The following is a 13,043-nucleotide window of genomic DNA, read 5'->3' as shown; positions in this document are numbered from 1 at the left end:
CGCGCCGAGGACCGCGCGGAGGCACTGCGCTCAGGAAGGCGGGTGGCACCGCAGGCGCGGTGAGCGCGGACGGCGCGGGGGTGCGGTGGCGCGGGCGGCGACCCACCGGACCACACCGGCCGCGTCCTGTGGGCGCGTCACCCGCCCACGCGCGCACCCGCGTGCGCGTCTTCGCCGTCCTCGCCGTCGAGCCGCCGGAGGATCAGCGCGAAGTCGCCCGAGTCGAGCAGGCCGCCGAGTACCGGCGTCATGCTGCCGACGCCGGGATCACGGACGATCAGGCCGTCGGAGCACCAGAAGAAGGCGCCGCCCTGTTCCTCGCCCGTCTCCCTCCACCGCTCCATCAACCGGCCGACCTCGGCGAGCGTGAACACCGTCGCGCTCCAGCGGCTGCCGTCGGCGGTCAGCACCACCTCGACGTCCACGCTGCTGAGGGCGTCCAGGTCCTCGCCCGCGCCGGGCAGGAACGAGGCGAGGAAGCGGTCGGTGCGGACGCGGTACCGCGTCCGTCCCATGCCTCGGCGAGTATCCCCGCCACGGTGTCGGTCATCCCGCGAGTATGCCGCCCGCGTCCCGGACCGCTCCCTCACACGTCCGCCGCAGCTCCTTCCGGCGGTCCGCTGCTGCCGGGCTTCATTCGCAGTGCTCCGGCGTTTACGCCGGGGGTGATGCGAATCTGATGGTGGCGACGCGGAGGGTCGCCGCGTCTGCTGCGGCGGAGCCGGGGATGACGCATGCGTCGTTCATGGCGTGAAGCGTCATGAAGGCCCGCCCCGGGGGAGCCGGGGAGCGCTCATACCGGCTGGTTCTGCTGTTCGATGTACTGCCTGACCATGGAGAGCGGGGCGCCGCCGACGGTCCCGGCGAAGTAGGAGCCGGACCACAGCTTGTTGGCCCGCCAGTAGTGGCGTACCAGGTCGGGGAACTCCTGGCGCAGGCGGCGGGAGGAGACGCCCTTGAGGGAGTTGACCAGCTTGGTGACGGCGACCTTGGGCGGGAAGTTCACCAGCAGGTGGACGTGGCTGTCCTCCCCGTTGAACTCCACCAGCTCGCACTCGAAGTCCGTGCACACCGAGCGCATGATCTCCTCCATGCGCCTCAATTGGGCATCGGTGAACACCTTGTGCCGGAACTTGGTCACGAAAACCAAGTGGACATGCATCATGAAAACACAGTGCCGACCAGTTCTGATCTTCTCCGTCTCAGCCATAACCCAAGTATGTATCGTGACCGTCATGCACCTTCGGTACAGCTTCCGCCTGTACCCGGACACCGCTCAGCGCATCGCACTGGCCAAGGCGTTCGGTTGCGCCCGCGTCGTGTACAACGACGCGGTGCGCGCCCGCGAGGACGCCCGCAAGGCCCAGCAGCCCTTCCCCAGGGCCGGTGAGTTGTCGAAGAAGCTGATCACCCGGGCGAAGCTGACCGAGGCCCGGTCCTGGCTGGGCGAGGTCTCCGCCGTCGTCCTCCAGCAGTCCCTGCGCGACGCCGAAACCGCGTACAAGAACTTCTTCGCCTCCCTCACAGGCGCCCGCAAGGGACCCAGGACCGGCCCGCCCCGCTTCAAGTCCCGCAAGGACACCCGGCAGTCGATCCGGTTCACCGCCAACGCCCGCTGGCACCTCACCGACAGCGGCCGGCTGAACCTGCCCAAGATCGGGGCGGTGAAGGTGAAATGGTCCCGCCCGCTGCCCGCCACCCCCACCTCCGTCACCGTCATCAAGGACAGCGCGGGCCGGTACTTCGCCTCCTTCGTCCTCACCACCGACCCCGCCGCCGACAGGGCCCGGATGCCCGACACCAGCCAGACCATCGGCATCGATCTCGGCCTGGCCTATTTCGCGGTCCTGTCCGACGGCACGAAAATCGACTCCCCGCGCTTCCTGCGGCGCGCGGAGAAGAAGCTGAAGAAGGCCCAGAGGAATCTGTCCCGCAAACAGAAGGGATCCAGGAACCGGGAGAAGGCCCGCCGCAAGGTTGCCCGCGCCCACGCCAAGGTCACCGACGCCCGCCACGAGTTCCACCACCAGCTCTCCACCAAGCTGATCTCCGAGAACCAAGGGATCGCCGTGGAAGACCTGTCCGTGGCGGGACTGGCGCGCACCAAGCTGGCCAAGTCCGTGCACGACGCCGGATGGGCATCGTTCGTGCACATGCTGGAGTACAAGGCGGAGCGGTACGGGCGCACCCTTGTCAGGATCGGCCGGTTCGAACCGACCTCCCAGACCTGCTCCGCCTGCGGCGTCAAGGACGGACCCAAACCCCTGAACGTCCGGGAATGGACGTGTACCGCCTGCGGCACGACCCATGACCGGGACACCAACGCCGCGATCAACGTGAAGACGGCCGCCGGACTGGCGGCATCGGCCTGCGGAGCGCCGGTAAGACCAGGAGCAATCCCGGCACAGCGCGAAGAAACAGGAAGCCACGGATTCCCGACCGAACCCCGTGCCGCGTAGCGACACAGCAACGATCGAGAAGGCCAGAATCCTCGGGCATCAGCCCGAGGAGCAAGTCAAGGCCTGCTTCTGCGGTACGCGTACGTCAGCACGCCTCCCACCAGCAGGGCGCCGAGTACCAGGTTGCCCGTGGAGAAGGTGCCGGAGACGGCGCCGCCCGTTCCGGCGTGGACCCCCTTGTCCGGTGCGCGCGTGGGGGCGTGGTCCTGGTCGGCCCGCCACTTCGGTTCCGCCTCGTGCTCCGGTCCGGTCCACGGGTCGGTGTGCGGCCGTCCGTCCTCCGCACGCTCCTTCGGCCTCGGCGGTTCGGGAATCCCGGCGCCGCCCTCCGTCACTTCCAGGCGGGCGCGGTACTGGCGGCCGTCCGCGCAGTCGAAGGTGAGGTCGTACGGGGTGCCGCGGCGCGCCTGGCCGGAAAGCGTCACGTGGGCGGAGGCGCCGGGGGCGAGCGTGCGGGGCGCGAAGAGGGCCGAGCGGACCGTCGTCGGGCCCGCGCAGCCTCGTACAGACACGCGGACCCGCGCCCCCGGCGCCGCCGCCTCGGGGCTGACCGCGGCGGTGAGCGGGGACGGGGCCCCGTCGGCCAGCGCGGGCCATGGCAGGGAACCGCTCAGAGCCGTGGCGGCGACGAGAACGGCGGAGCCGGTACGTTTCGGGCGCATGCGAGCCTCCCAGGCGCGGACGCGGCACGGGCCGGAACACCCGTACCCCGTCCGACGCTAAGGAGCCGCGCCGCGTCCCGCGCCCGCTGCCGGGCGGACGGGTCACGCGGTCCCGCGCCCGGGTGAAACACTCGCCGGTAACGTGTGCGGAAGCGGACGCTTCGTCCGCGAGCGCCACGAACCCGCTGGAAACCGTTCCGCCGACGGCGATAAAGTCAGACGAATTCCGTGGGCAAGCGAACGAAAGCGCACGCGAACGTTCAGTTCCCCGGAAACGCTCCCGTCCGCCCCCGGCCGGATTTCACCCAAGGCCCGCCCGGACGAAACGGGTGAATTCCTGCCCATTCGCCGCCCCGAGGGAAAAACTGGCCGTCGTCTCCGTCAAGTCGGCCTGCCTGGACCGAAGTTCGGCCGGGTGCGTGAGGCGGACCCCGTTTTCCGCCGGGGCTCCGGCGACGTAAAGTGCTGGCGGGCCGCCAGCGGGCCGGGAAGAAAGGGAGCCGTGTCGTCGCCGCCCAGGTGATGACCGGGAACGGATGGTCATTTTCCGTTTTTGCTCGCTCTTCTGGCGCCTGATCAGTAGCCTCTGCGCAGGCGACCTCACCCGCGCGCGACCGCCCCGGAGCCCGGGAGACCGCGCGCGACGGGACGCCGCACCCGGAGAAACGAGCACCGCACCCCACCACCGGCTTCGGCCACCCCGGCCCCCACTCGCAGCGACTTGGAGCACCGATGGAGCGACCCGCCTGGGCCCCGCAGGGAATCGACATAACGGTTCCGAGCGTCTCCCGGATCTACGACTACTACCTGGGCGGCTCGCACAACTTCGAGGTGGACCGGGAGGCCGCGCGGCGCGCGATGGCCCACCTGCCGGGGCTCCCCAAGATCATGCAGGCGAATCGTGCCTTCATGCGGCGCGCGGTGCGCTACGCCGTCTCCGAGGGCGTCACGCAGTTCCTCGACATCGGCTCCGGCATCCCCACCTTCGGCAGCGTCCACGAGGTCGCCCGCGCCCTCGCCCCCGAGGCGCGCGTCGTCTACGTCGACCACGACCCCGTCGCCGTCGCGCACAGCGAGGCCGTGCTCGACGGCGACCCGCTCGCCAGCGTCGTCGCCGCCGACCTGCGCAAGCCCGCCGAGATCCTCGGCGCCCCCGCGTTCGGCGAACTCATCGACCTGAAGCGGCCCGTGGCGCTCCTCCTCGTCGCGGTGCTCCACTTCATCGAGGACAGCGAGAACCCGGCGGCCCCCGTCGCCGAACTCCTCGACGCGCTCGCCCCCGGCAGCATGCTGATCCTCACGCACGCCGCGTACGAGCACATCCCCACCTCGCGGCAGGAGGCGACCGGCGCCGTCGACGTCTACCGCGACATCCGCAACCCGCTCATCATGCGCACCGCCGAGGAGATCGCCGGCTTCTTCGCGGGCACCGAACTCGTCGACCCCGGCCTCGTCCCGATGGCGGAGTGGCGGCCCGAGCAGGTGGCGGGCGAGGAAGCGGACCCGTACGCGAATTCCGGGTACGCGGGCGTGGGGCGCAAGGCGTGAGCGAGGCAAGCGGGGCAAGCGCGACACGGGACGAGCCGGCCGACCGCGTCGGCAGGTTCGCGACGATATGGAGCCGCGCGCTCTTCCCGCTCACCGCGACCTCACTGACCCGCCCCGAGTTCGAGAAGCTGCTCCTGCCGCTCGCGCACCGCCTGCGCGACGCACTGCACACCCGCGTCTTCGACGCCGAGGAGGCACGCGGCATCGGCGCCGCGCTCGTCGCCGCGCACTGCACCGACCCCGAGACGCTCAGCCGCACCCTCGACGTCGTCGAGGCGTACCTCGTCCTGTACTGCGGGAACGACGGCCCGCACGAGGACCTCGCCGCCCGCGGCGCCCGCATCCAGCACGCCATGGCGGCCGGTTTCGCCGGCGCGCTGCGCGAGCGGACCCGTACCGAGCAGGAGGCGATCTCACGGGCCGCGCTCGGCGCGCGTGCCGCGGTGGAGCGGGCCCTGCACGTGAGCGAGGCGCGCTTCAGGGCCGTCTTCGAGGGCGCCGCGCTCGGCATCAGCATCGCCGACATGGACGGTGTCATCGTCGAGGCGAACGACGCGCTCGCCGGGATGTTCGGCGGCCTCGTCAGCTCGCTGCGCGGCACCAACGTCCGCGAGTGGGCCCACCCGGACGACGCGGCGACCGTCTGGCGCCTGTACGAGGAACTGGTCAAGGGGACCCGCGAGTACTTCCAGGCCGAGAAGCCCTTCTACCGCCACGACGGCACCGTCCTGTGGACCAACCTCACCGTCTCGCTCCTGCGCGACGACCAGGGCCGCCCGCTCTACCAGCTCGCGCTCCTGGAGGACACCACCGAACGCCGCCTGCTGAACCTCCGGCTCCGGTACGAGGCGACGCACGACGCGCTCACGGGGCTGCCCAACCGCACCCTCTTCTTCGAACGCCTCGACAAGGCGCTCCAGGCGGGCGAGAACAACCGTTTCGGCCTCTGCTACCTGGATCTCGACGGCTTCAAGACGATCAACGACAGCCTCGGCCACGACGCCGGGGACCGGCTCCTCGTCGAGGTCGCCGACCGGCTCCAGGGCTGCGCGGGCGGCGCGGGCGAGATCGTGGCACGCATCGGCGGGGACGAGTTCGTGGCGCTCACGACCGGGCCCCGCGCCCGCGAGGAGGTCCACGAGCTGGCCGGGCGCATGATGCAGGCCCTCGCCACGCCGGTACGCGTGGACGGCCGGGAGCTGACCGTGCGCGGCAGCATCGGCATCGTGGAGGGGCCCGGGGGTGGCAAGCGCGGGCCCGCCGAGGTGCTGCGCAGCGCCGACATCACGATGTACCGGGCCAAGGCGGCGGGCGGCAACCGCTACGAGGTCGCCGACCCCGAGGCCGACGCGCGCGCGATCACCCGGCACGGGCTGACGACCTCGCTGCCCGCCGCGCTGGAGCGCGGCGAGTTCTTCATCGAGTACCAGCCGCTCGTCGACCTCGGCGACGGCACGGTGCACGGCGCCGAGGCGCTCGTACGGTGGTCGCACCCGCAGCACGGCACGATCAGCCCCGACCGCTTCATCCCGCTCGCCGAGCACACCGGGCTCATCGTGCCGCTCGGCCGCTGGGTGCTCGACGAGTCCGCGCGCCAGGCCCGGCTGTGGCAGGAGGAGCACGGCGGGCCCGCGCCGCTGCGCGTCAACGTCAACCTCTCGCCGTGCCAGCTCCAGCACCCGCGTCTCGTCGCCGACACCGTCGAGATCCTGGAACGCACGGGGCTCCCGCCCGGCGCGCTGTGCCTGGAGGTCACGGAGTCCGCGCTCATCGGCGCCGACGACGACCTCCTCAAACCGCTGCGGCGGCTCGCCGAGATGGGCGTCGACATCGCGCTCGACGACTTCGGCACCGGCTACTCGAACCTCGCCAACCTGCGCCGGCTCCCGGTGAGCGTGCTCAAGCTCGACCGCGCCTTCACCCAGGGCATGCAGCAGTTCCCCGCCGACCCCGTGGACCTCAAGATCGTCGAGGGCATCGTCGCCCTCGCCCACAGCCTCGACCTCGCGGTCACGGTCGAGGGCGTCGAGACCAGCGCCCAGGCCGAGCAGCTGCGCGAACTCGGCTGTGACACGGCCCAGGGCTGGTACTACGCCCGCCCGGGCCCGGCGGCGCGGGTCAGGGAGCTGGCGCTGGTGGACGCGGTGACGGGCTGAGGGGCCGAGGTACGGGGCCGGGCGCCGTGTGTCCGCGCGGGCGCGCCGGGTCTTCCCCGTACCGGCCCGCCGCCTCCGTACGGCCCCGCCCCCTCACTCCGCCTGCAACCGCGCCGCCTCCCGCACCAGGATCTCCTGCAATTCGCGTGCCGCGCGGGGCGGGGCCACGTCGCTGCGGTGGGCGAGGGCGATCGTGCGGTGCAGGCCGGGCGAGGCGAGGGGCGTGACGCGCAGGCCCGACCCTGGACGCTCGGCGACCATGCGCGGCACGACGGCCGCGCCGAGTCCCGCCCGCACGAAGCCGAGCACCGCGTCCATCTCCCCGCCCTCGACCGCGAACGACGGCTCGAAGCCCTCGTTGCGGCACGCCGCGACGGTCAGTTCCCGCAGGTCGTAGCCGTGCCGGAACATCACGAGGCGTTCCTCGCGCAGATCCGCGATGCGCACCCTGCGCCCCCGCCCGCCGCCCGAGCCGGGGGCCGGCCGCAGCAGCGAGGAGACGACGACGAGGTCCTCGTGCAGCAGCTCCACCGTCTCCAGCGCCGGTGACGCGGTCGGCAGCGGCAGGACGACCAGCGCGAGGTCGAGCGCGCCGCGCGCCAGCTCCCGTACGAGGTCGTGCGAACCGCCCTCCTCGATGAGGAGCTGGATGCCCGGATAACGATCGTGATACGTCCGCAGGACGTCGGGGAGCAGTCCCGTGCACAGACTCGGGGTCGCGCCGAGCCGTACCCGTCCCCTGCGCAGCTGTGCGATTTCGCCCACTTCGTGGTGCGCCGTCTCGGCGTCCTCCAGGATGCGCCTGGCCAGCGGAAGCAGAGCCTCCCCCGCGTCGGTGAGCGTGATGTTTCCCCTTGCGCGGCTGAAGAGTTCGGCCCCCAGTTCCCGCTCCAGCGCCTTGATCTGCTGCGAGAGCGAGGGCTGCGCGACGTGCACGATCTCGGCGGCGCGGGTGAAGTGCCGGGTCTCCGCCACGGCCACGAAATACTGGAGCTGCTGGAACTGCATGGTGCAACGATAGGCCAAGGCTATGGAAATGAGGCCAGTGATCTCTTGGACCTCTTGGGCCGTTCGGCCCTACCTTGCTTGACATGGCTCTGGCACCAGGGACGGACCGACGGCCGTCCAGGACGCGAATGATCTGGGATTCCTCCGTCGGCAAGAAGACAGTGATGGCCGTCTCCGGCCTTCTCATGCTGCTGTACTTGATCGCCCACATGTACGGCAACCTGAAGATCTTCTTCGGACCCGGCACCTTCGACGACTACGCGCACTGGCTGCGCACCGTCGGCGAACCCTTCATGCACTACGAGTGGACGCTCTGGGTCATCCGTGTCGTCCTGGTCGTCGCCGTCGTGGCCCACGCCGTCTCCGCGTACCAGCTCAGCCGCCGCGACCAGAAGGCGCGCCCGGTCAAGTACGCGCACCCGCGCCGCCGCGCCTCGTACGCGACCCACACCATGCGCTACGGCGGGATCGTCCTCGCCCTCTTCATCGTGTGGCACATCCTGGACCTCACCACCGGCACCGTGCACAGCGGCGGATTCCAGCACGGTCACCCCTACGCCAACGTGGTGGACACCTTCTCCACCTGGTACGGCAACGTGATCTACATCGTCGCGATGCTCGCCCTCGGCCTCCACATCCAGCACGGCTTCTACAGCGCCGCGCAGACCCTCGGCGTCGGCAGCCGCAGCCGCGACCTGGTGCTCAAGACCCTCGCGAACGTGCTCGCCGTCGTGATCACGCTCGGCTTCATCGCCGTCCCGGTCGGCGTCATGACCGGATTGGTGGACTGACATGACTGACTTCGTCCAGTACGAGACCGCCGAGGAACCCCTCGTCGACCCCTCGGCTCCCACGGGTCCCGTCGCCGAGCGCTGGAGCGACTACCGCTTCCACGCCAAGCTCGTGAACCCGGCCAACCGCCGCAAGCACCGCGTCATCGTCGTCGGCACCGGCCTCGCGGGCGGCTCCGCGGGCGCCACGCTCGCCGAGCAGGGCTACCACGTCATCCAGTTCTGCTTCCAGGATTCCCCGCGCCGCGCCCACTCGGTCGCCGCGCAGGGCGGCATCAACGCCGCGAAGAACTACCGCAACGACGGCGACTCCGTGCACCGCCTCTTCTACGACACGGTCAAGGGCGGCGACTTCCGCGCCCGCGAGTCGAACGTGCACCGCCTCGCCGAGATCTCCGTCGAGATCATCGACCAGTGCGTCGCCCAGGGCGTCCCCTTCGCCCGCGAGTACGGCGGCCTCCTCGACAACCGCTCCTTCGGCGGCGTCCAGGTCTCCCGTACCTTCTACGCCCGCGGCCAGACGGGCCAGCAGCTCCTGCTCGGCGCCTACCAGGCGCTCTCCCGGCAGGTCGCGGCCGGCAACATCGAGCTGCACGCGCGCACCGAGATGCTCGAACTGATCATGGTGGACGGGCGCGCCCGCGGCATCGTCGCGCGCGACCTGATCACCGGCGAGATCGAGACGCACTTCGCGGACGCCGTCGTCCTCGCCTCCGGCGGCTACGGCAACGTCTTCTACCTCTCGACCAACGCGATGAACTCCAACGCGACCGCCATCTGGCGGGCGCACCGCAAGGGCGCGTACTTCGCCAACCCCTGCTTCACGCAGATCCACCCGACCTGCATCCCGCGCACCGGGGACCACCAGTCCAAGCTCACGCTCATGAGCGAGTCGCTGCGCAACGACGGCCGCATCTGGGTGCCCAAGGCCAAGGGCGACCAGCGTCCGCCGAACCAGATCCCCGAGGACGAGCGCGACTACTACCTGGAGCGCATCTACCCGTCCTTCGGCAACCTCGTGCCCCGCGACATCGCCTCGCGCGCCGCGAAGAACGTGTGCGACGAGGGCCGCGGCGTCGGCCCCGGCGGCCAGGGCGTCTACCTCGACTTCGCCGAGGCGATCGAGCGCATGGGCCGCAAGGCCGTCGAGGCCAAGTACGGCAACCTCTTCGACATGTACCAGCGGATCACCGACGAGGACCCCTACACGGTCCCGATGCGGATCTACCCCGCGGTGCACTACACGATGGGCGGCCTCTGGGTCGGTTACGACCTCCAGACCACCATCCCCGGCCTCTTCGCGATCGGCGAGGCGAACTTCTCCGACCACGGCGCCAACCGCCTCGGCGCCTCGGCGCTGATGCAGGGCCTCGCGGACGGCTACTTCGTCCTCCCGGCCACCATCAACGACTACATCGCGAAGAACCCCAAGCCGGCCGAGGTCACCGCCGAGCACCCGGCGGCCGTCGAGGCCGTCAAGGAGACCACGGACCGCCTCGAGCGCCTCCTCGCCGTCGACGGCGACCGCACCCCCGACAGCTTCCACCGCGAGATCGGCGAGCTGATGTGGGAGTACTGCGGCATGGCCCGCACCGAGGAGGGCCTGCGCAAGGCCCTGGCCCGCATCCCCCAGATCCGCGAGGAGTTCTGGAAGCGGATCAAGGTCCCCGGCGAGGGCGCCGAGTTCAACCAGTCCCTGGAGCGCGCCAACCGCGTCGTGGACTACCTCGAACTCGCCGAGCTGATGTGCCTCGACGCACTGCACCGCGCCGAGTCCTGCGGCGGGCACTTCCGTGTCGAGTCGCAGACCCCGGACGGCGAAGCCGCCCGCAGGGACGAGGAGTTCTCCTACGCCGCCGCCTGGGAGTACACCGGCAGCGGCGCGGCCCCCGTCCTGCACAAGGAAGACCTGGTCTTCGAGTACGTCCACCCCACCCAGCGGAGCTACGCATGAAGCTCACCCTGCGCGTCTGGCGCCAGAAGAACGCGGACGCCCCCGGCGCCATGGTCACCTACGAGGTGGACAGCATCTCCGAGGACATGTCCTTCCTCGAAATGCTCGACACCCTCAACGAGGAACTCACCCTCAAGGGCGAGGACCCGGTGGCCTTCGACCACGACTGCCGCGAGGGCATCTGCGGGGCCTGCTCGCTCGTCATCAACGGTGACGCGCACGGCCCCGAGCGCACCACCACCTGCCAGCTCCACATGCGGTCCTTCAAGGACGGCGACACGATCGACATCGAGCCGTGGCGCGCGGCGGCCTTCCCGGTCATCAAGGACCTCGCGGTGAACCGCTCGGCCTTCGACCGGATCATCCAGTCCGGCGGCTACATCTCCGCCGCGACGGGCACCGCGCCCGAGGCGCACTCCACGCCGGTCCCCAAGCCCGACGCGGACTACGCCTTCGAGCACGCCGAGTGCATCGGCTGCGGCGCCTGCGTCGCGGCCTGCCCCAACGGCTCCGCGATGCTCTTCACCTCGGCGAAGATCAACCACCTCAACGTCCTGCCGCAGGGCGCCCCCGAGCGCGAGACCCGCGTCCTCGACATGGTCGCCCAGATGGACACCGAGGGCTTCGGCGGCTGCACGCTCACGGGCGAGTGCGCCACCGCCTGCCCGAAGGGCATCCCGCTCATGTCCATCACGAACATGAACCGCGAGTGGCTGCGCGCCCAGCGCAAGGCCGGCAAGCGCTGACCTCCGCGGGGGCGGCTCCACCGCCGCCGTACGCCCCGGGCCTCCCCTCCCACGAGGGGAGGCCCGGGGCGTACGCGTGTCCGGACCCGACCGGGCGGCCTGCCGCGGCCGGTCAGCCGACGGCTCGCGCGGTCAGCACGTGCGTCCCTTCGGCCCCCGGCGCCCGCGCGGTCAGGACGAGCCGGTACACCGCCTCGCCCCACACCCGCGTGAAGGCGGGATCGTCCAGGACGACGGTCTCGACCTCGGCGCCGAAGGCGGCGCCGTCCCACGCGAGCGCCAGCCCCCGCCCCTGCGGCGCCCGGACGAGAGCCCGTCCCGCGCCGGGCACGGTGACCTCGCCGCCGAGCAGCAGGTGCCACACGAGCCGCCGGGGTGCCGCGTCGAGCCGCCAGGTGTCACGGATCTCGACACGCGGCTCCTCGCCCCGTACCAGCGCCGAGGTGCGCTCCCAGGCCCGCAGCCCCGCCCGCTGCGGGTACGCGCCCGCGAGGTCGAGCGTCAGCGCGGAACGTCCGGGACCCAGCTCGGCGCGCGCCTCGCGCGCGGCGAACTCCCGGCCCGGCGGCTGCCCGTGCCCGTTCACCTCCGGCACGTTGTGGTACGCGCTCGTCATCGACCAGATCCCGTACCGCTCCGGCCCGAAGGTCTCCCTGCGGTACGTACCGACGCCGACGTCGATGATCAGCGGGCGCGCGTCCACGGCGACGAGGAACGAGCCGACGTCGTTGTGGTTGTGGCTCTCGTCGTTGTGCCCGCCCTTCGCCGCGAGCAGCAGCCCGCGCGCCGTCCCCCGCGTCTCGCGCGCCACGAGCACCTGCGTGCCGGGCAGCCAGCCTTGACCGGGGTACGGGAACGCCGCCTCGTCCGCCGCGCGCCACTCCGGGTCGAGCAGCGCGCCGAGGACCCGCCACAGGTCGTACGGCGTGGCGTCCTCGGGCAGGACCGGGTCGGCCGCGCCGCGCAGGGCCCGCGCGTGCGCGGCCACGTCCGCCTGCCCCGTCCGCCGCCCGTACCGGTACAGGACCGCCGGAGCCGCCTCGCGCAGCCGGGCGGGGCCGTCCGCGAAGCTCACCGACCACCCGTCACCGACGTGCATGAGCAGCGGATACCGCGCCGTGGCGCGGATCAGGGGCTCGGCGAACAGCGCCTCGCCCGTGCCGAGCAACGAAGTCAGCAGCTCCAGGCACTCGAAGAGCGAGCCGCCCGCGCGCCACCAGTAGTGCGGTCCCTCGTCGCAGCCGCCGTCCGCCGGTCGCGCCGCGAGGTAGTGGTCGAGCCCGCGCACGATCTTGCTGACGAGTGCCGCGCGCGAAGCCCGGTCCTCGACCGTGAGCGCGGTCGCGAGCAGGAGGTCCGAGTGGACCCACGGGTTCCAGTTGTTGAGCTTCGCCGTCGACCCGTCGTACCAGCCCCACGCGGAGCGCTCCAGGTACGGGCCGAGCACCCGCGTCCACACCTCGCCGCGCAACCGGCGCCGCAGCAGCGGATCGCGCGCGTCGAGCGCGTCCCCGGCGATCGCGTCGGCGAGCGCGAGGAGCACCGCCGTCGTCGCCGCGCCCAGGTCGAGCGTCGGCGCCCCGGGGTCGGGGAGCAGCCCCCGCCGCGCGTCGAGCACCCGGAAATCGTGCGCGGGCCACACCCAGGAGGTCTCCTCGCACAGCGCCCACACGCCGTCCATGACCTCGTCCGCGAACGAGTCGAGTTCGCCGGGGACTT

At 71.5% G+C, this 13,043-nt stretch carries 11 protein-coding genes; 6 read left to right on the top strand and 5 right to left on the bottom strand.

Annotation, left to right across the window (positions count from 1 at the left end):
* Positions 1–137: 137 nt before the first annotated feature.
* Entirely contained in the window at positions 138–515 is a 378-nt protein-coding gene (locus tag G3I42_RS07585; protein WP_164283589.1) for a hypothetical protein, read from the bottom strand.
* 278 nt (positions 516–793) lie between these two features.
* Positions 794–1,210, bottom strand: a complete 417-nt coding sequence (gene tnpA, locus G3I42_RS07580; protein ID WP_164283587.1) for an IS200/IS605 family transposase — start codon at positions 1,208–1,210, stop codon at positions 794–796.
* Positions 1,211–1,235: 25 nt separating this feature from the next.
* Here tnpA and G3I42_RS07575 point away from each other — a divergent pair, with 25 nt between their 5' ends.
* A complete protein-coding gene (locus G3I42_RS07575) occupies positions 1,236–2,459 on the top strand; it encodes an RNA-guided endonuclease TnpB family protein (RefSeq protein ID WP_164283585.1) in 1,224 nt (407 codons plus the stop codon).
* A 56-nt stretch (positions 2,460–2,515) separates the two neighbouring features.
* Here the strand turns inward: G3I42_RS07575 and G3I42_RS07570 are convergent, their stop codons facing one another.
* Positions 2,516–3,121, bottom strand: coding sequence for a hypothetical protein (locus tag G3I42_RS07570; RefSeq protein ID WP_164283583.1), 606 nt, complete (start codon positions 3,119–3,121; stop codon positions 2,516–2,518).
* Between the two features lie 732 nt (positions 3,122–3,853).
* Here G3I42_RS07570 and G3I42_RS07565 point away from each other — a divergent pair.
* Together G3I42_RS07565 and G3I42_RS07560 are read left to right on the top strand one after the other, a co-directional pair.
* On the top strand, positions 3,854–4,669 hold the full coding sequence (locus G3I42_RS07565) for an SAM-dependent methyltransferase (protein ID WP_164283581.1): 816 nt from the start codon (positions 3,854–3,856) through the stop codon (positions 4,667–4,669).
* Positions 4,666–6,825: an EAL domain-containing protein gene (locus G3I42_RS07560; protein WP_164283579.1), complete on the top strand. Its 2,160-nt coding sequence runs from the start codon at positions 4,666–4,668 to the stop codon at positions 6,823–6,825. Before G3I42_RS07565 ends, G3I42_RS07560 begins: the two co-directional genes overlap by 4 nt.
* 93 nt (positions 6,826–6,918) lie before the next feature.
* Here G3I42_RS07560 and G3I42_RS07555 read toward each other — a convergent pair whose 3' ends face one another.
* Complete coding sequence (locus tag G3I42_RS07555) at positions 6,919–7,833, bottom strand: LysR substrate-binding domain-containing protein (protein WP_164283577.1); 915 nt, start codon at positions 7,831–7,833, stop codon at positions 6,919–6,921.
* Between the two features lie 83 nt (positions 7,834–7,916).
* On the opposite strand from G3I42_RS07555, the gene G3I42_RS07550 reads away from it, so the two are divergent.
* The 3 genes from G3I42_RS07550 to G3I42_RS07540 are packed head-to-tail and all read left to right on the top strand — an operon-like array spanning position 7,917 to position 11,324.
* A complete protein-coding gene (locus tag G3I42_RS07550; protein WP_164283576.1) occupies positions 7,917–8,624 on the top strand; it encodes a succinate dehydrogenase in 708 nt (235 codons plus the stop codon).
* Position 8,625: 1 nt separating this feature from the next.
* Positions 8,626–10,578, top strand: a complete 1,953-nt coding sequence (locus tag G3I42_RS07545; protein ID WP_164283574.1) for a fumarate reductase/succinate dehydrogenase flavoprotein subunit — start codon at positions 8,626–8,628, stop codon at positions 10,576–10,578.
* Positions 10,575–11,324 carry a succinate dehydrogenase/fumarate reductase iron-sulfur subunit gene (locus tag G3I42_RS07540; protein WP_164283572.1) on the top strand — a complete coding sequence of 250 codons (750 nt, stop codon included), beginning with the start codon at positions 10,575–10,577 and terminating at the stop codon, positions 11,322–11,324. The genes G3I42_RS07545 and G3I42_RS07540 overlap by 4 nt, the downstream gene beginning before the upstream one ends.
* 112 nt (positions 11,325–11,436) lie before the next feature.
* Here the strand turns inward: G3I42_RS07540 and G3I42_RS07535 are convergent.
* Positions 11,437–13,043, bottom strand: a 1,607-nt coding sequence (locus tag G3I42_RS07535; protein ID WP_164283570.1) for a heparinase II/III family protein, incomplete at its 5' end; no start/stop codon positions are given.

Source organism: Streptomyces sp. SID11385, from assembly GCF_010548245.1.
In the GTDB taxonomy this organism is placed as follows: Bacteria; Actinomycetota; Actinomycetes; order Streptomycetales; family Streptomycetaceae; genus Streptomyces.
Note: the sequence above shows the minus strand (reverse complement) of the source record. Positions and strands in the feature narration are given on the sequence as shown.